Origin of the sequence: Qipengyuania oceanensis (assembly GCF_009827535.1) — a bacterium.
GTDB classification, from domain to species: Bacteria; Pseudomonadota; Alphaproteobacteria; order Sphingomonadales; family Sphingomonadaceae; genus Qipengyuania_C; species Qipengyuania_C oceanensis.
In genome coordinates this window covers 2134565-2155031 of record NZ_WTYN01000001.1, presented here as the reverse complement: position 1 = coordinate 2155031, position 20467 = coordinate 2134565, and the positions used below count along the sequence as shown (strand labels likewise).

The following is a 20467-nucleotide window of genomic DNA, read 5'->3' as shown; positions in this document are numbered from 1 at the left end:
CCTCTTTCTATTCGGCCGGAATGGTTATCGGCGCAAGGCGCAGGATCGTTTCTTCGCTGTCGGGAGTAACGATGGTGAAGGTCCGGCCTGAGCCGTTGAGCCGCACGATATAACGCTTGTTCGGAGCCACTCCGAACAGGCCGAAACGGCCCGCCGAATTGGTGAAGAAGGTCACGTCCTCGACCCTCTCGCCCGTCTCCTCGTCCACCACCTCGCCGGCCACCGCGGAAACCGGCCCGTTGGCGTCGTTGAGCGTTCCGAGGACCGTGAGATAATTCTCGTCACCGGCGATTACGCTATAGCCGCCCTTGTAGGGCGGATCGACCAGCACGGTGCCATCACCGACATCGAACGGCTTCTCGGGATCGGCTCCATCGAAATCGACGTTCTGCCTGCTGTAGGCCGCCAGATCGCCTTGCAGTGCAGCGCCAAACGGACCGCTGCGGGCGTAATAGTAGCCTTCCCGGATGGAACGGCCGGTGACGATCTCCTGTCCCCGGATCGCGCTGTTGGGCTTCGCAAGCACGAAGGCATTGTTGACCGGGCGACCCATGCCGAAGACACCGTCGGCGAAAGCATAGGACGTCGCGACCTGGAGACGCGCGCGCTGTTCGTCGAAAACACCCGCCAGACCCCCGCCGCCGGTAGCGAAATCTGCACGGGCGTTGAAACGGTTCGCCTCGTATTCGAGTTGCAAGGTGCTCTGTGTATCGTCGCGGCTTCGCGTGACACCGAAGTCGTACCCGAACGAGCCGACATGGTTTTCCGCTCCTCGTGAAATGTTTGCCCTCAAACTGTTGAGGCGGCTGCGGTAGTCCGCGCTCGCCCTCGTTCGCTTTCCGAGCGTCGCCGTAATGCCGGCGCGTATGCCGATCCCGCGCTGCGAATTCGCGCCCCCGCCATATTCAACGCCCAAGCTTCCACGGAGCGTGTCCGAAAGACGGTGCGTCACGTCGACAAAGGCGGCGTAGGAAGCAGGAAATCCACCTCCCGAGCGGAAGTAACTCGCGCCGGCGGTGGCTATCGTTTCCCACCCGAAGGACCGGCTATAGGAAACGGTCGCCGACAACACGTCGAATCCGGCAACCGCCGGTTCGGTCAACGACCTGAAATCCGCGCTCTTGTAATCGAATGTCAGCGCGACCTGGTCCGGCCCATAAATCTGCCTGCCGACAGTGAAACGATAACCCAACCTCAGTGCGGCGCCAAAAGCATCATCGGCACGGCTCGTCGCTGCTTCGGCCTCGACCACGCCGGGCACGAATTGCGGCACGGCGATCACGCTCGCTCCGATCAGCTGCAGATCCTGCGACGCTTGCGCGGCACCGCCGACTACGAGGTTTTCCGAAAGCGCCTTTCGATAGAAGCCCGATGCGCCAATCTCGCTTCCGTATTGCGGCTCAAAGCCGAAATTCTCGGAGATAAAACCAGCGCCAATAGAATACTCCTCTTCGCCCGGCGCAAGATCGAGCGTCTCGTAGAACAGATCGAAAGGAATGATCTGCTGCTGGCCGAAGGAATCGGTGATCACCAGCTCGATGTCGTTCGACCCCTGCTGCATGGGCAAATTCGCCAGATCATATTGCCCTGCATCGAGCTGAAGCGTTTCGTACACGTCGCCATTGACGCGGACCTCGACCGTGGAACGATTGTCGAGGAAAATCTGACGACCCGAAAGGCGAGCCGCGGTGAAACTGGGATCGAAAATCCGTCGGCGCTTCTGGACGCTGATTCCACCCAGGGTCGGTGCGGCCATGATCGACAGTGCCTCGAGGCGCAGGTCGCCCGCCGAATACCGGCGGTAGGATGCGGGATCGTCGTAAACAAGTCGCGCATTGCGACGGTAGAAGCGATAGGCTTGCGAAAACTGGTCGGTGAACGCGCCCTCGTATTCGGCGACAACCCGGCCGACGCGGGTCGCACCCGAAAAGAATACGTCCGGTGCATCGCTGCCGTTGCGGGTGTCGTAGTCGAGATTCCCGATGAGATTGAGATACGAACTGAAACGGGCCGGTGAGATGACCGGCAGAGTGTTCCGGGCGGAAAACTCTTCCCTTTCGAGCAGCTGGCGAGTCACACGAAAGCGTGGCTCGATCGCTTCGACCACCAGTTGCAACTGCCCCGGATCGAAAGTCATCGTAAATCCGGCGTCTTCAAGATCGCCCGGAGTGACGAACTCGCGGCCAGCGACTGCCTGATCGAGCGCGGTACGCCCCTCTTGGTTCAGGATCTCCGACAATTCGCGGGTCAGGTCGGACGATCTGATGCGCACTTGCCTGCCGGTCACGGTGGTTTCGATGAGTACATCGCCGAAAGCCCGGCTCTCGGTCACAAGCGGTACGCTGAATGTGACGATACGCTCGCTCTGGTCCGACGATATGCCCGCTTCATCGTCTTGGGAAATAGTGCGTAGAGCCTGATGTGCAGCAGCAGGTGCGCCGAGCGCAATCAAGCTCACGCAGGCACTCAAGCCCGATTTGCGTCCCCAACCCATCGCTCGTTAAAGCTCGACCGAGACTTTCAGCGTGTCCTGCCTAACCGGCTCCTCGGTGGGGAAGAAGAACTGCCTGAGCTTGCCGGGTCCGACCACACCGACGCCAGTATATTTGCTCAGCTCCTTGCCTTCGAGCCGCATTTCGAGATCAGCTCCGCTGGCTGTCTTGCCACTGATAAGCCACTTGGCATCACTCGCGAAGAAATAGCGCGTCCCGTCATTGCCGAGGTCGACCATCACACCTTTTTCAACGGGGACGACCTCGGGGCTCTGGTCCTCGGTCAAGCCTTCGGTGGATTGTGCGCGCTCGATATAGCTGGCCTGTCTGACCACGGGCTCAGGCGAACTGCCCGGGGGGACCACATTCACAAGAACATTGTAGTTTATGACAACCTGGACCTGATTGACCCCCGGCTCGAACTCGACCGGTATCTGTCGGATTGCCAAGTAGTAGATTTCCGACTTCGCCAGCGGCTTGTCCGCCAGATACTGCACTCGAAAGACCTGCTGCGAATTTGCCTCGATCAACACCTGCGGAGGGAAGACGAGAAAATCCTCATCAGCCGGAACCAGAGTCAACTCACCGGTCGGCGAGATGTCACCGCGCATCATCTGCACTTCGTAAGGGATGTCGCGGTCGGCATCGTTCGTGAATTCAACCCGAGCGATCGCGCCACGGCCGGTCGGAGACATGTCGAGGATCATGGGAGAGACCCGGCCTGCCATCGCGGGCGAACACAATGGTCCGAACGTGGTCAATGCCACAGCTGCCGCCAGAGCCGCAGCCCGCCTCATCGTTTTTCCAAGCACCTTGCGACCCCCAAAACTTCAGCATGGTCATCCATGACCGTTACGTTCCCGAAGACCCGTAGCCGGAAATCTTCAAGAAATGCCCAAGACCTGACGCCTGCACCGGTTTGGCACAGTCGACCATGTCTCAGGTGACAGCGATTGTGCGCCGACATCGCTCCATGCGATCGCCAAGCAGTTATCTGGTTTGCGAACCCTGCCGCCAGCTATATCGGGAAATCGAACGATTTCAATCCTCAACAACGTCGGCGGCGTTGGGCCGCTCATCCCAACGGCCGATCGTCTGAGATGTTCGGTCGTGCCGCATGCTGCATCCATGTCGCACGGAGTCGCCGTGCTCCCATGAGAATCGGCGGAATCAGCGGAATGGCAAAGAACGCCGAAGCACACGGTGGGGTGTGCGTCGCTATCGAACAAGCTATTGTTCTATTTGGTAAAAAATGGATGCCCCGTGAAGAATATAACTTCTGAAATCAGGTTGGTTCGCTCTGGTCCGTGATGAGCCGTCGAACCCTCGGAAAAGCGCCGAACCTTCTCAAGTTGTGGGTTCGGGTCAGCCCGTTGCAGTTCGTGGCTAGCCACGCTATTATGTGGTAACGAATGAGGGAACATGGCCAAGCTGACCGCCAAGTTTGTCGAGAAGGCCAAGCCGGGGCGCTATGCTGACGGCGGGGGGTTATACCTGCTTGTCAAATCGGCCAGCGCAAAGAGCTGGGTTCTCCGCGTAATGGCGGACGGACCGAACGGTTGGGCGCGCCGCGACATAGGTTTGGGCGCGGTCGCCACTGAAAGCCTCGCCCGCCCCTCCAATATCGCGGACGACATCCCGCTAGAGCAGCGCGCACGATTGACATTGGCGGAAGCGCGCGAACTGGCTGTCCGGTTACGTAACGTTGCCAAGGCTGGAGGCGATCCCGCTACCGAGCGCCGGAAGGATAGAAGCCCTCCCCCAACATTCGAGAAGGCCGCCATCGCCGCTCACGAAGCCTTAAGGGGCGGATGGTCGAGCAAGACAGCAGACGCATTCTTGGCCAGCTTGGAAACTCATGCCTTCCCATCGCTCGGGTCTCGGCGGGTCAGCGACATTGATGCAGGCGACATAGCGAACGCACTGCACCCTATTTGGAACGCAAAGCCTAGCATTGCTCGCAAGGTCCGCCAGCGGATCGGCAAGGTTCTCGATTACGCTAAGGCGAAGAATTGGCGCGACACTGAAACCCCGCGCATGTCTGTGTCCACCCTTGTCGGCAAACCGAAAGAGGGCGGCAATTTTGCGGCGATGCCGTGGAAGGAAGTACCGGCCTACTTTGAGAAGCTCGGCGGCGACGCTGAGACAGTTGGCCGACTGGCGCTGATGTTTACGATTGCGACGGCCTGCCGGTCTGGCGAGGCCCGCGAGGCTCGCTGGAAACATATTAAAGGCGATGACTGGAACAGACCCACCGAATTGCAGCGGAAGACCGGCAAGGCGCACACGATCACTCTAAACGCTGCCGCCCTGGCGGTTCTCGATCGGGCCAAAGCTTTCTCCGACAGCGCAGATCCCGAGGCGGTCATTTTTCCAAGCCGGAAGCGCACGGAATTGAGCGATATGGCGCTGTCAAAAATCATGCGCGATGCAGGCCTGCCGTATGTTCCCCACGGGTTTCGGTCGAGCTTCCGGGATTGGGCGGCGGAACGAATGCCGCAGATACCCGACCCAGTGGCCGAAGCCGCGCTAGGCCACGTGGTGCCTGACGGCGTAGTCAAGGCATATAAGCGCACGACATTCATTCAGATGCGGCGGGAATTACTCGACGCATGGGGCCGGTTCATAACCGGAGAAGAAAGCAACGTGGTTCGGCTCGACGAAAGACGAGCCTAACTGCGGGATGGCTAGGGTAGCTCCCGAACGGTCGGATTAACCGCCTGACCTGCCATCCCGTTATCTAACGCGCGGAGCCCTACGGAGGGGCGACATGAGCAACGAAACTGGATGGATCACTTCAAAGGAATTTCTCTCTCTTTGGTTTGCGGATAGGAAGAACCACGGGAACCCGGAGCCTAGATTGCGCCCAGGACTGAAGGCAGGCCTTTTCTCGGCGCGAGCAGCCATTGCTGAACTCAAGGTGAGGTCATCTTATGGACGGCCCTCCCAAACCGAAACTGATTGGATTGTTCCTTCCGAAGTATGGAAGGGAACAGGTGAAAACAGCTATTTCGACTTGCGGCGGGATACATACACGAGCCGCGCAATCGGCATTGGGTTCGCGGCTATCGAATTGAACGGGCTGAGTTTTGAGAGGGGGCCGCTTCTGGAATACGCTCAGGTCGAACCGCCGTCCGTCGCCGAAGCCTCGCGCTCTCCTGACGTAGGCGGGCGACCACTGGATTCGGAAAAGTGGAACAATCTAGTAGCTGTTCTTGCGGCGGTGCTTGTCCACCAAGACCTTAAACCAAACATAAAGAAGGGCACTCTATACGCGCAGCTTAAGGACTACGCCTCGCTCGTCGGCGCAGAGATACCCGGCAAGACATCGGCCCTTCCAGCCTTGGAAAAGGCGCTATTCCTTGCCGATGCGGCCCACAACAACGGCATCCCGACCCTGGACATAAACGGAAACCCTCTGAAGGACTGAGTTTCCGTAGGTTCCTGAAGCTTTGCGGCGTATTGCCGCCAAGGTTCGCAATAGACCTTTCTGCACCACCGCTGGCCGCGCCAGCATGCAGAAGGAATTAAAATCGTGGAACCACTCGGACTTCCAACCAAAGAGGCATTCGCCGCCATCCCCTGCGGCAAAACAAAGGGCTTTGAGCTGATCGCGCGAGGCGAGCTGGAGACTTACAAAGTCGATGGCGCGCTTAGGGTCACGACAAACAGCATCCGGGCTTACGTCGCTCGCCAGATTGCCGAACGGCAGGAGGCTGCGTGAATGGTAGCCATCAGAACGGGGAACGCTACCCCTGAAAAGCGAAAGGGCCGCGCAGTCCTATCGGTGCGCGACCCCCTCGTAGAATCCTTGCTTCGCGGGCTAGGTATCGAGAAAGACAAGATAGACGAGTTGAGGGCATTTGCAAAGTCTTGGGCGGTCGAAAGATCGCGCTGGGACATCGCTCGACGCGGCGGTCTTTTCTCTCCTTCTCGGCTTTCGAGGGCAGATGCGGAACGCCTCTGGCGAACGGGGGTGTCGCAATGAGTACCCTCGACCTCGAACACGCGCTGAAGCCGTGGGATGGCTCGACTTGGTTTGTCGAGCAGCCCGCAGACTTCGTTCGCGGCTTGTATCGCCTGCATCAGATTGAAGCTCACGACCTGCTTATGTCCGGTCGCGGTCTGTCCAATTGGGCGGCAGGTTTTCTTCAACAGCTCTACTACCAGTCGAAGCCGCCGACACAGACGCAATGGTTCTGGCTGCGCAAACTCGACCAGGAGCATGGCGAGAGGGTGGCGGCATGATCGGGCTTCTCGACCTCGACACCATCCGTCGCGCCCATCCCCTGCCGCAAGTCGTGGCGGGAGTGGTGAAGCTCCAGCGGGCCGGGAGCGAATGGAAGGCGTGTTGTCCGTTACATAACGACCGCTCGCCCTCGTTCACGATCTTCGACGGCGGCAACCGCTTCCAGTGCTTCGGCTGCGGGGCGCATGGCGATGTTCTCGACTTCATCCAGCAGCTGCATGGCGTAGGCCTTCGGGAAGCGGCGGCGATGCTGTCCGGCGGCGATCTGCCGACCGTGGAAGTCGTCGCGCTGCCGTCGGTCGATGATGCGAGTGATCGCGTAGAGGAAGCACGATCGATCTGGCGGAACGCTGGGCCTGTCGCCGGGACTGTCGGTGCAGCCTATCTGCGGTCGCGGGGCATCACGATCGATCCGCCCCTAAGCCTGCGATTTACGATGATCCCTTATGGCAGGTCGGGTCCAGCGCATCCGTGCCTCGTTTGCTGCGTGTCGTCGCCTGATGGCCCGTTGCAGGGGATCCAGCGCATCTATCTCGCCCCTGACGGCAAGGGGAAGGCTGACCTGCCGTCCCCCAAGCTATCGCTCGGCAGGGTGCGCGGTGGTGCGATCAGACTGGCTCCGCTCGATGGCGGCGAAGTCGTGGTGGCGGAAGGACCGGAAACAGGACTCTCCTTGCTCCAGGTGCTTCGCCGTCCGGTCTGGGTGGCCTGCGGCACGGTCATGCTGCCAGCAATCCAGTTCCCCGCAACCGTTCGGTCTGTCGCCATCGGCGGAGATAATGACGACGCGGGGCGCGCAGCAGCCAGCAAAGCCGCAACCGAGTTTGCCAACCGTGGCCTTTCGACGCGGGTGTTCTTCCCTGCGTGTCGCGGCGACTTCAATGATCTTTTGATGGAGGCGGCATGACTGCTGCAACAATACGCGAAGCATTCGCGAACGCTGAACCTGTGAGCCTGTGGGCCGCGCCTGATATGACCCTAATCGACAATGGCAGGCGACCTGCTGTGCCAATGCCGGGGGAGTTATTCGGGCCTGCGTGGGCGATCATCCAGCAGGTGGCGGATTCCACATCGACAGCGCCCGACTACGCCGCGATGGCCTATCTCGCTTCTGCTGCATCACTAATTGGCGGCAAGCGCCGAGCATCGCCGTATGGCTCCGATTGGAGCGAACCTAGCATTCTTTGGTGCGCGGCATTGGGCGAGCCTAGTTCGCGCAAGTCCGCACCGCTGGAAGCGATCACAAGGCCCCTGTGGTCAATCCAGACCAACGCCAGAGCGGATTTCGATATTCAGCGCCGGGCATGGCAAGCTGATGTTGAGCGGGCAAAGGCTGAGCGATTGAAGTGGCAGGAAGAGGTCAAGAAGGTGGCTGGCACTCAGGAGGCCGCGCCACCCATGCCTACGCTGGCGAACGAGCCGGACGAGCCAAAGCAGCGGCAGACTGTCATTTCGGATGTAACGCCTGAAGCAGCGGCCTCGGTCTTGCTCGGCAATCCACAAGGCGTTTTGTGCTATAACGATGAACTGGCGCAATGGCTCGAAAGCTTCGACCGCTATACTGGCGGGGGCCGCCCCTTTTGGCTCTCGGCATTTGGGGGCAGGCCTCATAACGTTACCCGCAAGTCGTCGGGATCGATCGACCTTAAGTTCACCGGTATAAGCGTTCTAGGAACCATCCAGCCCGACAAGATCGTCACGCTTCTGGGCGGCGCTAATGACGGGCTCGTCCCACGCGTCCTGTGGGCATGGCCTGAAAAGCTGCCTCCTAGGCGGCCCGCAGGCCGTATCGATATGAGCCGCCTGGAATCTGCGTATCAACGGCTCGAATTGCTTTCTTGGGGAAGCAGTGCTGAGGGCGAGCAGTCGCCCATCGTGCTACCGTTTACGCCGCGAGCGGCGGATATTTTTCATGAGTGGGAAATCGAGAACGCGGCCAGCGATGGCGATGGCGGCAGCCTCTATGAAGCCTTCGTGGGCAAGATGAGCGGAACGGCTGCGCGGTTGGCCCTAGTGTCCGAACTGACTGCCTGGGCTTTTGATGGCGGGAATGAGCCCCGCGAGATCAGCGAGCGGTCACTGGCTGCCTCAATCAAATGGATCGAGGACTACGCAAAGCCCATGGCGGCGCGCACTTATGGCGATGCTGCCGTTTCCCCGAAGGAGCGAAACGCCGCGCTGCTGGCGCGCTATATCCGCAAGACTGGCCTGTCGCTCGTCAACCTGCGCGAATTGCGGCGACATCCGCACAAGCCTCACCTCAAGCCGCTACAAGACAGGGGTGCGTTGGAAGAGGCTGTCGAGGCGCTCGAAGACGCAAGCTGGATCCGCCCGCAATTCGATCGCGACGGTGGGCCGGGGCAGCCGCGCAAAGACTATGCCGTCAATCCGCAGGTGCTGAAATGAGCAACTGGCGCGCGATGGCTGAAGAAGCCTTAGGCGGCGGGGGCGATAGGGACATTAGGGACAGAACCCCTGAGGATAGCGCTAATGGCTCTAGCGTCCCTAGTGTCCCGCCTCCGCTTTCGCTGCTTCGCGACTGGCGGGATGCTTTAGTCGCCCTCGATCCCTGTCGGCCTCATCCCGGATTCACGATGGGGCGTTGGCAGACCTTGTTCGATACGTCGGTGTATTTTCTGGAGGCATTCGGCAAGCGCGCTGCCCGTGAAGGCTGGTCAACGTCCGACCTGTTCGGCCTGCTTCCACAGAAAGAGCATTGGGGTGGCTTAGTCGATCGTCTTGGCGACTGCCGGAGCCTGACCCTCGAAGGCGACTGCTTCAACTGGGAATCGTCGTTCTACGGCCCGCGCACATACTATCGCGGCACGTGGCCGGACCTAACCGCATGGTGGGAGATCAATCCATGAGCAAGACACAGGAAGTCTCAGCAGTTGAGGCTGACGAACGGCGCGAGCCAACAGAGGCCGAGGCTGTAGCGATCGATGCAGCCCGCGAACGTCGGAGCAACCGACCTGTCCGCGTCCAATACAATGAGCGCGAGCGAGACGGCGGCACCGTGCGATTGGAAAGCCCGCATTCTGACGACGAGGGCAACGCGGATCACCTGGCCGATGTCTTTGCAACCTCATCCGAGCCCTTTGTTTCGCGCTCGCTGGTCCATCTCGCCAACATGACTAGCGACAACGGATCAGGCGATGGGTTCGCTGGCTCTTGCGAGGGCCTCAATAGGGATCTGGCTCTGATTGGTGCGATCCAGCCCCAGAACGAGCTTGAGGCGGCTCTGGCGGTCCAGATGGCATCCGTGCACGAACTCTCACTGGAATTGCTGCGTCGGGCGCGAAAGGCAAAAACCGTCGAAGGCATGCAGGCTTATGGCAATCAGGCCACGAAAATGACGCGGACCTTTGCTGCGCAGATGAAGGCGTTGTCAGACTGGCGGCGCGGCGGGGAACAGGTGGTCCGGCACGTTCATGTCTACGAAGGAGGGCAGGCAATTGTCGCAGGGACAATCAACGCAGGGGGGCAGAAAACCGGGTTCACGGCGTTCAAACCCCATGAACAACATATCGAAGGCCCATGCGGCCCCGAGGTGCTTGGCTACGACGCGCGCGGGTACGCCATGCCAGCGACCAGCGATGAAGGACCGGAGCCGGTGCAATCTGCACGGCGGCAAGACAGTGGGTGCGGGAGCACCAAAGGGGAATCGTAACGCATGGAAGCATGGCGAGCGATCGAGGGAGCATAAGTCGATCTTGGAGTTGGCGCGGATGGTCGAGGATGCAGCATCGGGCCTTATCGATCGAACGCGGTAAGGCTGTTAGAATTGCCGCTCCATTTGCGCGGGATCGTATCTTTGGCACTGGCCGGTGTAGTCACCCGCCTTCCCAGAGATGCTGATTGTACCTGTGTACCGGTCCAGTCGAAACTTGGGCTTATTGATGATGCTAACAGCGACTGTGCCGGTGATCTCGTTATCCTTGATCGCGACGTTACGAAGCTCGAACCAGCCGTCCTCTCCGCCCCTAATTGATGGAAGCATAGTTCTTGGCATCCGCAATCGACCGGTCGCGCCAATGAGGTACAGGCTCACTTGATCCTCGAAGCCTTGCGACCGAGTTCCAACAATCGTGGTGCTGCTGCTGCCGGAGCCCATGGCCCAACCACCGTTCGACCCGAATGCCGTTCCGGTACTCGTTCCCCAGGCTGTGCCGACTACCGCCTTGTTTGCAGCGCCGGCACCAAAGCAAATTAGGTCTAGTCGATTACCCTGTTCGGCCCTTGGCGCATCGTTCGCTGGCTGCTGCTCGGCTTCTCTCTGTTGAGATTCATCTGGCATCGCAGAACGCTCATTCGCTTCCGCGACGGCTTCGCGCTCTGCCTGAGCCTCGCGTTCCTGAGCGAGCTGCTGCGCTGAAGGTCGCAATGTGCCCGAAGTTCGCACTTGAGCGTGCGCGTGGCTCGATAGCGCAAGCACAAGCGCCCCCGTCGCAATAAGACTCGCCGCCGATTTTCCAGTCATGGTGCCCCCCTTTCTGGACAGCCTATCACCGATCTTTTTGCTCGCAAGCTTGGTATCCAAAGCGGCTTCCGCGAAACTCAACTGTTTGCCTATGGCGTGTGCAGGCACAGAAAGGCCCTCGCCGTAGCGAGGGCCAAGGTTGTGAGACGGATTGATGCTTGTCAGTGTGGCAGGATGACTTGCCGCTGATCCGTACCCCAGTCAGGACACGGCATGTCGTGGTCGTCGCAGATCGCCGTGCCATGCTCGTAGCGGGTGGCGATCGAGAAGCGGGAGCCTCGGTCGTCATAAGCGCCGCAGCAATCCTGTTCGGGTTCCAGATCCTCGCTCGGAGCGTCGGATACGTCCAGGTGGTCAATCAGCCTTTCCGCCAGCGCCTCTAGATCATGTCGAGACAGCTTCGGGATGGCCTGTGCGATCAGGTCGAGGGGGAGAGCCGAAGCCCTCCCCCAGAGTGGTGCGCTGACCATCAACCTGCCTCCCCCAGAATGCGGGCGATGTCCTTGCGGGTCTGGGCCGCAAACTCGTCGTTGTAGGCCCCAAGCCCGTCCTCTGCGAGATAGTCGAGCTTCCAGCGCAGGGCCGGTCCATCAGGCGCGGGCATTGCCAGCAGAACATTGACAGCGGCGCTGATAGCGTCGGCCAGTTCGTCGCTCCGCTTGTCCATCGCATCCATGCCGCTTTCGCGGTCGTGCTTTGCGTTGGCATCGCGGAAATCCTGCACACTGTCGATGGCTGCGCGGTTGTTCTCCTTCATTCGCTCGACGGCTTCGGCGCTACCGCCAAACCACCACTTGTTCTCGCCGTCGAGAAACTGCTGGCGCGCTTCCTCGAGGTCCAGCGAGAACGCAATGTGGTGGCGATCCGAAAAGCGAAACTCGCTCCAGTCTATGCTGTCCATAGAAGGGCGACCTGCCTTCCAAGCCTCATAGACGCGCATATATTCGGGCGTGAAAGCCTCCTCCTGCGCTTTCAGTTTCTTGTAGGCCCGCATGGCGATGTCCCATGCCGATCGATCGGTTACCGCTTTCGCTGCAATTGCGGCGGGAAGCGTGAGGGCGACAGAGGCAACGGCGCTGCCTGCGATGAAGTTGCGGCGGGTGCTCATGCTTCAGCCCTCCGCGTACGATCGAAGGGGAAGGCCAGCACATTGTTAGCGCGCCATTCGGTCGCCTCACGGCTTGCCTCAAGCATTTTGATTGCTGCTCGACGCAGGCGCTGCTCCAGCATGAAGCACTGATTTAGCGTCAGATCGACTTTGACGCATTCGCGGTCGCCGCTCGGGATGCGAAGCGTGATGGTTTCGCCTGCCTCGTCCGCCTTTGCGGTTGGCTGGCCTGTAGCTATAAGGATCATATGTCTGCCCTTTCAACGGAAGGGTTGGAACAGGGCCGGGTTGAGGTTGCACCCTCACTCGGCCCGCCTCGGCGGAATGCCTTGGCTGTTTCGTTACGTAACGGACGCATTAAGCGCTGTCAACAGTGTTACGTAACGCTATTGCATTTGCATCCGGGCCAAGTTACGTAACAGCATGGTTTTATCGAATGCAGAGCGGCAGAAGCGCTTTCGGCAGCGGCTCAAGGAGCGCGCATCGATCGCGGGATTGGGCCAGCAGGCGCAAGAGGCTTGCGACAGGGCGGTGAGCGTCTTGTGGGAAGCTTACCAGCGAACCGATTATGGCGATCTCGACGAGTACTCGGATGCTGAAGCCTTCAAGGTTTCGCTAACGGAATCGAGGGACGAGGTCTGGACGTTATCGGCAATCTGCCGAGACTGGTTGGATCGCGACCGCGAGTTGCTCACAGACGACGAGTGCGAAGTGTTGAATGCAGTCGTCGCAATGGATGATGCACTCAAGCTCAAGGCTTCGGTCTGATCGGTATGTCGCCTAGATGATGGCCCGATTGCCGCGACCGTTCCTGAATAATTGACCTGCGCCAGTTTTGATCGCACAACATTGCTGTGCGCATCGTTTCTGAGAACTCGGAAGAAGACTTGGCCCGGATGCGGGCGGAAGAGCTTTTGCGCTATCCGCTCCGACAGCTCGCATCCAATCTCATGCGCGTGGTCCGTGGCGCTGGGAAGCCTTACGAAGTGGGAATCCAGGCTGCCGCTGTCATCGACGTGTTCGAGAATTACAAGAGCGTGGTCGGCTACTATCCTTCGTCCGGCGAGATCCAAGAAGCCCTGTCGATCGATCAAGAGCATTGGGACGAGTTCACTTTGGCGCAGGCTACGATTGTAGCCGGTTCGCTGCAAATAGCTGCTTCGGAACTGGCGCATCAGCCTACGCAAGTTGCTCGCGGCAGCCGCGAACTCTTTGAGGGCATCCAACACATCGAACGCCTTAGAGAGCGCAATCGTCGGCAGGTTTCAGCACCGCGCAAGAAGCCCCGCAAAAAAACGCCCTAGATGACCGACTGCCCCTGCCGGGTGTAGTCTCGGTTGCGCGTTCCATCTGCCAGTTCGGCCTGCGGGAAGGCCCGCACGAATGCCAGAGCGGTTTCCACGTCACGAAAATAGAACGCTATCGCATGGCCACTCGCTCCCCTGTCGGCGTGTTGCGCATAGTCGTGCCGATCGACCCGCTCGCTAAGCCAATCGGCGATCTCGACAACCAGATTGCCTAACCCGCATCCGGGGACGGCTATCTTCACCCGCACCGGGAAGGCTCGTTCGTCGATGTCTTTCTGGCGCGGGCTGCGGCGGCTCATATCGTGAACATGCCACAAACGAACCAAGTTCGAAACGGGATCAAAGATTGACTTTTCCGATTAATGATGTTATACTGATCGCGTTTAACGATTAGAGGGGGTGACCTGTGGCGCGGTCGCAATTCGTTGGGTTCCGAGCAAGTGCACAGTTCTCCGAAGCTGTCGAAGCTGCAGCAGGGGCTGATGGTGTCAGCAAATCCGAGTTTCTGAGGCAGGCAGTCGAGGATCGACTTGCGAAGGCTGGTGCTTCGCAGAAGGTGTCGGAGGACTTCAACCCGTACGCAGCGCTTGCGCCTGCTGCGCGTGGCAGTCTCCAGGCTCAGCGCGATCTGGCCAATGCAGCCATCGATGCGGCGTTTACCACGAATAACGGCGAGCTGGTAAATGATCCGCTCCGCTGCCTGATTGAAGGATTGGTGTTTGCCCGCTTGGCGGCGGCCCATGGCGAGGTTGCCGATCAAGGCTTGGTCATTTCCATCGTCTCGCTGCTTCTCTCCATCGCTGGTGATGAAGGCGGGTACGAGGCTGACGCTGCCGAGGCCATCGCGCGCATCGCAAAGGTTGCGGACATGGGCGGGGAGGGTTCGGACCTTGCCGCAGAGAACCTGCCACATCTGGTCGATGGCTTCGGCCAAGGTGTCACCGCTGCCGCGCAGCACATCACCAAACTCATGCAGGCTTGAGGGGGCAGGAAAATGCTGTTTGGAACTCCGGTAGCGGCACAGCGCAATCGACCAATGAACATTCAGCCGATCATGGTCGGCCCTTCCGCAAGGCGCAGTCCCTTCGGACTGTTTGGCTCGCGCCCAGACTATGCAACTCCAGGCTTTGGGGATGGCAGCAACGCCAATGGCGAGCAGATGCCAGTCGCCCAGCATCCGTTGGATGCAAGCGAAAGCTCGCCCGGGCATTGGACCGTTGGCGGCATGGATCAGATGCGCGAAGCGATGCCCCGGCAGGCTCCGCAACCAGCATCGCAAGGGCCGCTCGGCGGCTCGATGCGCCAGCCCTTCGATATGAACTCCGCGCTTGAGACGCTGCGCGGGAAACAGAAGAAGTTTGGACCGTGGAAATTCATGGCGGCCGGTCTTGCTGATGCAATCTCCGGCCAATCTCGAATGGTCCCGATGCTGTTGCAGATGAAGGCGGCGCAAGAGGGGCGCAATCAAGATGCTGCCGAAACTGTCTTGGGTTGGCGGCATGGTGCTTGGCAGGATCAGAACCGCGCGGACCTTCGCGCAGCTGCGCCTTTCACGATTGGCCGCGACCGCGTTCAATACAATCCGGCCTCCGGGCAGGCTCAAGTCATCTACGACGGCGCAGACGACTTCGAGAACTATGCACGCCAGCTTGGCCTGGAGCCGGGGTCGGACGAGTATTACAACGCGGTGCAGGACTATGTGCTGCGTTCTTCCGGTCCCTCGGCGCATGAGCGTGATGTCGAACTGGACGACCATCGCACGGACAACGACCGCTCACTTGAGAACCTGCGCTACGGTAATCGCGTCGGCATGGAGCGCCTGCGCCAAAGCAATCGGCAAGGCATGGTCAGCTACCGGAATGCAAACCCGCCACCCGTTCGCTCGCGCACTGGAGGCTCTGGTGGTGGGGGCAAGAAGGCAAGCGGCGGTCTGGTCGAAGTCAGCACTCCTGCTGAAGCTGCAAAGCTGAAACCGGGAACGAAGTATCGCACCCCTGACGGGGAGGTCTTCACGCGATGAACTCGCCTTGGCCCGGACAGCGTGTGTCGGGGCCGACCGCGAAGCCTGCATGGCCCGGAACACCTGCAAAGGAAACCGACTGGCCGGAAGGTGGAGAGGATCGGCAGCCCGGACCTCTTGCAGATCCTGTCGCCGTCGATGGCGATACGATTGCGAGCGAGGACACGCGCGTTCGCATCTGGGGCATGGACGCTCCGGAAAAGGATCAAGTCGGTTATCGACGTTCGGGGCAGCCTGTTCGCATTGGCGAAAACTCGACCCGCTACCTCCAGGGCGAGATCCTCAACACTGGCGCAAACCTCGCCCAGATCGTGGGCAAGTCCTATGGCCGCACGGTTGGTCCGGTAACTCTAGGCGATCGGGACGCTGGCCTATCCTCGATCCGTGCCGGTCAATCCTTGGCGGCTCCCGATTACCTGAAAGACGCTCCGCAGCGTCGGTTCGATTACATGGAGGCCGAACGACTGGCGCGGATGAACCGCCTTGGCCAGCACCAGACGCTTACCCTGCCGCCAGATCAATTCCGCAAGCAGCCCGACTGGCAGCCCGATCGCCAGACCGTTGCACAGTTCTTCGACACGCCCACGCCGTTCCAGGGGATGCGGCCCGAAGCGGAAGCCGAATATGTCGGCCTCCTACGCTCCGGGACCGCTCAACAGATTTACGACTTCGGCACGTCGCAGGGCTTCGGGATGGACCGCGAACAGGTCGAGGAATGGACCACTGCTCGCGACAAGGCGGCAGCCAAGGGCCAATCCTTCCCTGTCTATCCGAACTATCAGCAGGGACCTCGTATCCTCACTGATGCAGAGGATGGTTCGACAGGCGCAGGGGTTCGCGGCTTTGCTTCCGGCTTCCTTGCCGGGGGCCTCGATGAAGCTGGGGCAGTTGCCGATGCGCTAGGCGGAACGTCCGGTCGCGAGAATGTCTGGAACAGCGACAGGCGATTGGCGGACATACTGGCCACGAACCTTTATCAGAACCAGTCCATCCTCGGTTACGATGACAGCGCACACCCAACCGCATCCACTGTTGGCCAGCTAGGCGGAGCGATCACCTCCGGATTCGCCCTGCCTTGGGGCGCTGGCGCTCGCACCGTCCCCCAGCTTGCAAAGGTCGGTGCTGCGTATGGCGCAGCCGAAGGCGGACTAGGGACCGATGGCGATTGGATCGATCGGACTAAAGGGGCGATGGTTGGTGCGCCTGTTGGTGCTGCCATCAACGCTGCTGGCGGCAAGGCGCTGGAATATGCCGTTCCGGCTGCTGCTCGCGCTTATCGGGCCTTTACCGGCAAGGACGGCAGGAGTGCAGCCAGAGCCACTGCTGAGGTCGCAGAGGGCTATGCGGATGAAACCGCCTTTGATGCGGCCTCCACGCTTCCTGAGCGCGTTTCTGGGCGTTCTATGGCCATGGATGCGCCGGGGGCCTCGGTGTCTTCCTCTGCTCGTCGGCGCGATTACCTTGACATGGGAGCGATGCGCCCGCGTCCCATGATGGATCCGGCGACTGCCGTGGAACGTCAAGCCGCTGCGGCTCGAATTGGGCCCGCCGATGTATTGCCCATGCCGTCCACCTTTGTTGATGGTGTCGACGAAGCGGCGGCGATGGATGCCGGCCGATTTGTCGAGGCCAAGGCTCCGAACGAACGCGGCGCACTGGAAACCCGCACGATTACAAACTGGGTCGGTCAGCCCGTCCCTAAGGTCGGCCCGGTCGATATGGTCGGTTGGCTTCGGCTTCAGGGCGGATTGAAGAACCAGGGCGGCGAACTCGATCACATGGGCCTGACAAATGCAGCCCGTCGCGGGATCGAGCATGTCGGGCAAGAGGCGCGATTTGGTCCGCTGGTCAACGAGGGCGGCGCAAGCCTCGACGATGCTGCACACGCTGCATGGGAGGCAGGCTATTTCCCCGACCATGCCGAACGTCCAAGTGTCAGCGAGTTTCTGGACGCGCTGCGGGAAACCTATGAGGGCGGTCCAGGCCGTCGCTTCCACCCCGACGATATGGCGGAACTCGATCAATTCGAGGGGATGCGCGCCGATCGATATGCGCTGGAACAACAGCAATTCGAGGAAGGCGGGCAGATCTGGCAGGACCGCTCGGTCCCTGCCGATGATGCGCCTTATCCGCCTGTGCAGGCCTATGAGGACTGGGGGCCGACTGCCCCAGACTTTGCCGGAAACATTCGCCTCGACAAGCTCGACAGCCCGCAGGACATTTCACGGGCGCTTGTCCAGAGTGAGCGCAGGACGGGCTTCGACGCTGCCACCCGTGGGCGGGTCGCGCAGGCGGAAACGGAACGCCTAGCCTCCGAACTCAACATGACTCCGGACCAGTTGCTGTCCCGTCGCAAGGGTCAGGCCTTCAATGCCGAGGAAGCACTGGCAGCGCGTCAGCTGCTCGCTAAGTCGGGCAACGAACTGGTCAACGCGGCAAAGCGCATCAAGGCGCTGGACGATCCCGGCGATGAGCTATTGGCAGAGTTTCGCCAGAAGTGGCTGCGGCACGTTGCCATCCAGGAGCAAGTGGCTGGGGCAACTGCGGAAGCAGGCCGAGCGCTGCAACAGTTCCGTATGGGAGCCGATGCGCGGGCTATTCGGGGCGAAGTCCTGAATAGCCTCGTTCGTGGCGGTGGCGGCAAGGATGACTTGCAGGATGCGGCGGGTGCGCTGCTCGATGCTGTCGAGCTCGAACCGGGTAAGTTCAATGCGCTGGCAGAGAAGCTGACGAAGCCGAAGTGGCAAAACAAGATCAGCGAACTGTATATCAACTTCCTGCTGTCGAACCCGCCCACGCACGTGGTCAACATGGTGTCGAACAGCCTCACCTCTATTGCGCAGATTCCCGAATATGCCACTGCCTCGGTGGTTGGCGCAGGACGCAAGGCGCTGTTCCGGGACAAGGCGGCAGAACGGATTGCGGCCAGCGAGGTTGGTGCGCGCACGTTCGGCTTGATCCAGGGTGCCAAGGAAGGCTTCCGCCTGTTCGGCAAGGCCCTTCGCACTGGCGAGGCTGACGACTTCGCATCCAAGGTCGAGGGCGAACAATACAAGGCGATCGAGGGTTTCAAGGGCGAGGTTATCCGAGTTCCTACGCGATTGCTCACGGCGGAAGATCAGCTGTTCAAGGGCATTGCGCGCCGGATGGAATTGAACGGCGAGGCCATGCGGATTGCGAACCGCGAGGGCTTGAAGGGCGAGGCCAGACAGCGCCGCGTTGCAGAGCTTGTCGCCAATCCCACCGACGAAATGTTCGAGAAGGCACTGGAGTATGGGCGTTATCTGACGTTCCAGCGCAAGCTGGGTCCGTTCGGCCAAGCGATTTCCAATGCCACCAGCAATAACCTGATGGCCAAGGTGGTGGTGCCGTTCGTGCGGACTCCCATCAACCTGATGAAGTTCGCGACCGAACGTTCCCTTGCGGCCCCGCTGCTGAAGGAATGGCGACAGGACTTCAACGCGGGTGGTGAGCGGCGCGACCTTGCCGTTGCCAAGGCCATGCTCGGCACAGGCTTCGCGACCTTGATCTATCAGGCCGCACTTGATGGCACCATTACCGGCGCTGTTCCGCCCGACCCGAAGAAGGCGCGGCTGATGTATGCCGATGGCTGGCAGCCCTACTCGATCAAGGCTGGCGACCGCTATGTGAGCTATTCGCGGCTTGATCCGTTTTCGACCACGATTGGCGTTGCAGCCGATATGGCCACGCTGCCCAAGGGGCTGAGCGACCGGCAGCGCGACGACATGGCCGTGATGCTGGTTGCCTCGATCATGGGCAACCTTGCCAGCAAGACCTGGCTGTCGGGCGCATCCTCGTTCACTGAAGCGCTGTCCGACCCGGGGCGCTATGCCGACAATTGGGTTGAGCGCACGGTTAGCTCGTTCGCTGTCCCTGCCGGTGTCGCTGGCGTAGCCCGTGCTATCGATCCAGTCTCCCGCAAGCGCGAGAGCATTGGGGAGGCTGTGCAGGCGCGCATTCCCGGCATGACAGACGAACTGATGCCGCGCCGCGACGTGTTTGGCGAGGCTATCGAGAACGATAGCCTTGGCCCTGATTTCATTTCTCCCTTCTGGCAATCGAAGGGCAAGGACGATCCTGTCGTGGCTGAGATGCTGCGGATCGAAGCCAGCGTTAGCGCGCCGGGCAAGTCGTTCACCGAAGATGGCGAGCGCATCGATTACACGCCGGAACAGTATGATCGCTATCACGAGATTGCAGGCAGGCTGACCTACATAAGCCTGTTGGGTCTGGTAGGCTCGGAAGACTATTTGCAGGCCGACGAGAAGGGCAAACGCAAAGCGGCCAAGAAGGCCGTTGCAGCGGCTCGCAAGACGGCGCGCGAGTATATCGATGATCCGGACTATCAGCTTCCGGCGAAGGGCGCTGCCGCAGGGCCTGAAGCGGCTTGGCCGGGTAAGCGCGCCACGCCTTCTGCACCGAAACAGGACTGGCCGGGTAAGCCGGTTGCTGACCGCGATGTCATGGGCGGACTGAGTGCGGCAATCCCGGGCATTCAATACACCTCCGGCTTCCGCGACTACGAGTATAACCAGAGCCTCAAGCGGCGCGGTTATCAGGCCTCCGACAATTCAACGCATATGAATGGCGACACGCTGGACATGCTGCCGCCACCGGGGCGCAGCCTGGGGTGGCTGCGGGCGCAGGTCGCCAAGCAGGAACCCGACGCGCGGCTTCTGGTGCACGATGGGCATTTACATGCGCAGTTTCCCGACTGGAACGGTGCCCCGAGGCTTGGCGGCGCGGCTAAGCCCCAGCGCTTGTTTGGGGCGCAGCGATGAAGCCGGTTT

The 20467-nt window shown here is 60.5% G+C and carries 21 protein-coding genes; 14 read left to right on the top strand and 7 right to left on the bottom strand.

The annotated features are described in order from the left end of the window. Window positions 1-7 precede the first annotated feature (7 nt). Both GRI48_RS10485 and GRI48_RS10480 read right to left on the bottom strand, forming a co-directional pair. Window positions 8-2458: a fimbria/pilus outer membrane usher protein gene (locus tag GRI48_RS10485; RefSeq protein WP_160675100.1), complete on the bottom strand. Its 2451-nt coding sequence runs from the start codon at window positions 2456-2458 to the stop codon at window positions 8-10. A 42-nt stretch (window positions 2459-2500) separates the two neighbouring features. Then, complete coding sequence (locus GRI48_RS10480; RefSeq protein ID WP_160675097.1) at window positions 2501-3199, bottom strand: fimbria/pilus periplasmic chaperone; 699 nt, start codon at window positions 3197-3199, stop codon at window positions 2501-2503. A gap of 715 nt (window positions 3200-3914) precedes the next feature. On the opposite strand from GRI48_RS10480, the gene GRI48_RS10475 reads away from it, so the two are divergent. From GRI48_RS10475 to GRI48_RS14565, 9 genes are all read left to right on the top strand, one after another. Further along, complete coding sequence (locus tag GRI48_RS10475; protein WP_160675094.1) at window positions 3915-5168, top strand: tyrosine-type recombinase/integrase; 1254 nt, start codon at window positions 3915-3917, stop codon at window positions 5166-5168. A gap of 94 nt (window positions 5169-5262) precedes the next feature. Continuing rightward, a complete protein-coding gene (locus tag GRI48_RS10470) occupies window positions 5263-5922 on the top strand; it encodes a hypothetical protein (protein WP_160675091.1) in 660 nt (219 codons plus the stop codon). Window positions 5923-6027: 105 nt separating this feature from the next. Further along, a complete protein-coding gene (locus GRI48_RS10465; protein ID WP_160675088.1) occupies window positions 6028-6216 on the top strand; it encodes a hypothetical protein in 189 nt (62 codons plus the stop codon). Window positions 6217-6476: 260 nt separating this feature from the next. Beyond that, window positions 6477-6740: a hypothetical protein gene (locus GRI48_RS10460; protein ID WP_160675085.1), complete on the top strand. Its 264-nt coding sequence runs from the start codon at window positions 6477-6479 to the stop codon at window positions 6738-6740. Next, complete coding sequence (locus GRI48_RS10455) at window positions 6737-7648, top strand: DUF7146 domain-containing protein (protein WP_202389216.1); 912 nt, start codon at window positions 6737-6739, stop codon at window positions 7646-7648. The genes GRI48_RS10460 and GRI48_RS10455 overlap by 4 nt, the downstream gene beginning before the upstream one ends. Beyond that, entirely contained in the window at window positions 7645-9147 is a 1503-nt protein-coding gene (locus tag GRI48_RS10450; RefSeq protein WP_160675082.1) for a DUF3987 domain-containing protein, read from the top strand. The genes GRI48_RS10455 and GRI48_RS10450 overlap by 4 nt, the downstream gene beginning before the upstream one ends. 188 nt (window positions 9148-9335) lie before the next feature. Continuing rightward, a complete protein-coding gene (locus GRI48_RS10445; RefSeq protein ID WP_160675079.1) occupies window positions 9336-9608 on the top strand; it encodes a hypothetical protein in 273 nt (90 codons plus the stop codon). Next, window positions 9605-10411 (top strand): hypothetical protein, encoded by an 807-nt coding sequence (locus GRI48_RS10440; protein ID WP_160675076.1) that lies wholly within the window; start codon window positions 9605-9607, stop codon window positions 10409-10411. Before GRI48_RS10445 ends, GRI48_RS10440 begins: the two co-directional genes overlap by 4 nt. After that, a complete protein-coding gene (locus tag GRI48_RS14565; RefSeq protein WP_419956951.1) occupies window positions 10338-10514 on the top strand; it encodes a hypothetical protein in 177 nt (58 codons plus the stop codon). The genes GRI48_RS10440 and GRI48_RS14565 overlap by 74 nt, the downstream gene beginning before the upstream one ends. A gap of 5 nt (window positions 10515-10519) precedes the next feature. On the opposite strand, the gene GRI48_RS10435 is transcribed toward GRI48_RS14565, so the two are convergent. The 4 genes from GRI48_RS10435 to GRI48_RS10420 form a co-directional block, all read right to left on the bottom strand. Next, a complete protein-coding gene (locus GRI48_RS10435) occupies window positions 10520-11302 on the bottom strand; it encodes a hypothetical protein (protein WP_160675073.1) in 783 nt (260 codons plus the stop codon). An 80-nt stretch (window positions 11303-11382) separates the two neighbouring features. After that, window positions 11383-11691, bottom strand: a complete 309-nt coding sequence (locus GRI48_RS10430) for a hypothetical protein (RefSeq protein WP_160675071.1) — start codon at window positions 11689-11691, stop codon at window positions 11383-11385. After that, window positions 11691-12329, bottom strand: coding sequence for a hypothetical protein (locus GRI48_RS10425; RefSeq protein ID WP_160675068.1), 639 nt, complete (start codon window positions 12327-12329; stop codon window positions 11691-11693). Before GRI48_RS10425 ends, GRI48_RS10430 begins: the two co-directional genes overlap by 1 nt. Beyond that, window positions 12326-12577 carry a hypothetical protein gene (locus GRI48_RS10420; RefSeq protein WP_160675065.1) on the bottom strand — a complete coding sequence of 84 codons (252 nt, stop codon included), beginning with the start codon at window positions 12575-12577 and terminating at the stop codon, window positions 12326-12328. The genes GRI48_RS10425 and GRI48_RS10420 overlap by 4 nt, the downstream gene beginning before the upstream one ends. Before the next feature lie 175 nt (window positions 12578-12752). On the opposite strand from GRI48_RS10420, the gene GRI48_RS10415 reads away from it, so the two are divergent. Further along, on the top strand, window positions 12753-13097 hold the full coding sequence (locus GRI48_RS10415) for a hypothetical protein (RefSeq protein ID WP_160675062.1): 345 nt from the start codon (window positions 12753-12755) through the stop codon (window positions 13095-13097). A gap of 86 nt (window positions 13098-13183) precedes the next feature. Beyond that, entirely contained in the window at window positions 13184-13633 is a 450-nt protein-coding gene (locus GRI48_RS10410; protein WP_160675059.1) for a hypothetical protein, read from the top strand. On the opposite strand, the gene GRI48_RS10405 is transcribed toward GRI48_RS10410, so the two are convergent. Further along, window positions 13630-13935, bottom strand: a complete 306-nt coding sequence (locus GRI48_RS10405) for a hypothetical protein (protein WP_160675056.1) — start codon at window positions 13933-13935, stop codon at window positions 13630-13632. The genes GRI48_RS10410 and GRI48_RS10405 overlap by 4 nt on opposite strands. 107 nt (window positions 13936-14042) lie before the next feature. On the opposite strand from GRI48_RS10405, the gene GRI48_RS10400 reads away from it, so the two are divergent. From GRI48_RS10400 to GRI48_RS10390, 3 genes are all read left to right on the top strand, one after another. Further along, a complete protein-coding gene (locus GRI48_RS10400) occupies window positions 14043-14618 on the top strand; it encodes a hypothetical protein (RefSeq protein WP_160675053.1) in 576 nt (191 codons plus the stop codon). 54 nt (window positions 14619-14672) lie between these two features. Beyond that, entirely contained in the window at window positions 14673-15656 is a 984-nt protein-coding gene (locus tag GRI48_RS10395) for a hypothetical protein (RefSeq protein WP_160675050.1), read from the top strand. Window positions 15657-15841: 185 nt separating this feature from the next. Beyond that, on the top strand, window positions 15842-20458 hold the full coding sequence (locus GRI48_RS10390; protein WP_160675047.1) for a hypothetical protein: 4617 nt from the start codon (window positions 15842-15844) through the stop codon (window positions 20456-20458). Window positions 20459-20467 lie beyond the last annotated feature (9 nt).

Excerpts from the sequence above, each read along its gene's own strand:
- GRI48_RS10480 (WP_160675097.1), bottom strand. The coding sequence starts at position 3,199 with ATGATCCTCGACATGTCTCCGACCGGCCGTGGCGCGATCGCTCGGGTT.
- GRI48_RS10475 (WP_160675094.1), top strand. The coding sequence starts at position 3,915 with ATGGCCAAGCTGACCGCCAAGTTTGTCGAGAAGGCCAAGCCGGGGCGC.
- GRI48_RS10470 (WP_160675091.1), top strand. The coding sequence starts at position 5,263 with ATGAGCAACGAAACTGGATGGATCACTTCAAAGGAATTTCTCTCTCTT.
- GRI48_RS10460 (WP_160675085.1), top strand. The coding sequence starts at position 6,477 with ATGAGTACCCTCGACCTCGAACACGCGCTGAAGCCGTGGGATGGCTCG.
- GRI48_RS10455 (WP_202389216.1), top strand. The coding sequence starts at position 6,737 with ATGATCGGGCTTCTCGACCTCGACACCATCCGTCGCGCCCATCCCCTG.
- GRI48_RS10450 (WP_160675082.1), top strand. The coding sequence starts at position 7,645 with ATGACTGCTGCAACAATACGCGAAGCATTCGCGAACGCTGAACCTGTG.
- GRI48_RS10445 (WP_160675079.1), top strand. The coding sequence starts at position 9,336 with ATGGGGCGTTGGCAGACCTTGTTCGATACGTCGGTGTATTTTCTGGAG.
- GRI48_RS10440 (WP_160675076.1), top strand. The coding sequence starts at position 9,605 with ATGAGCAAGACACAGGAAGTCTCAGCAGTTGAGGCTGACGAACGGCGC.
- GRI48_RS14565 (WP_419956951.1), top strand. The coding sequence starts at position 10,338 with ATGAAGGACCGGAGCCGGTGCAATCTGCACGGCGGCAAGACAGTGGGT.
- GRI48_RS10430 (WP_160675071.1), bottom strand. The coding sequence starts at position 11,691 with ATGGTCAGCGCACCACTCTGGGGGAGGGCTTCGGCTCTCCCCCTCGAC.
- GRI48_RS10425 (WP_160675068.1), bottom strand. The coding sequence starts at position 12,329 with ATGAGCACCCGCCGCAACTTCATCGCAGGCAGCGCCGTTGCCTCTGTC.
- GRI48_RS10420 (WP_160675065.1), bottom strand. The coding sequence starts at position 12,577 with ATGATCCTTATAGCTACAGGCCAGCCAACCGCAAAGGCGGACGAGGCA.
- GRI48_RS10415 (WP_160675062.1), top strand. The coding sequence starts at position 12,753 with ATGGTTTTATCGAATGCAGAGCGGCAGAAGCGCTTTCGGCAGCGGCTC.
- GRI48_RS10405 (WP_160675056.1), bottom strand. The coding sequence starts at position 13,935 with ATGAGCCGCCGCAGCCCGCGCCAGAAAGACATCGACGAACGAGCCTTC.
- GRI48_RS10395 (WP_160675050.1), top strand. The coding sequence starts at position 14,673 with ATGAACATTCAGCCGATCATGGTCGGCCCTTCCGCAAGGCGCAGTCCC.
- GRI48_RS10390 (WP_160675047.1), top strand. The coding sequence starts at position 15,842 with ATGGACGCTCCGGAAAAGGATCAAGTCGGTTATCGACGTTCGGGGCAG.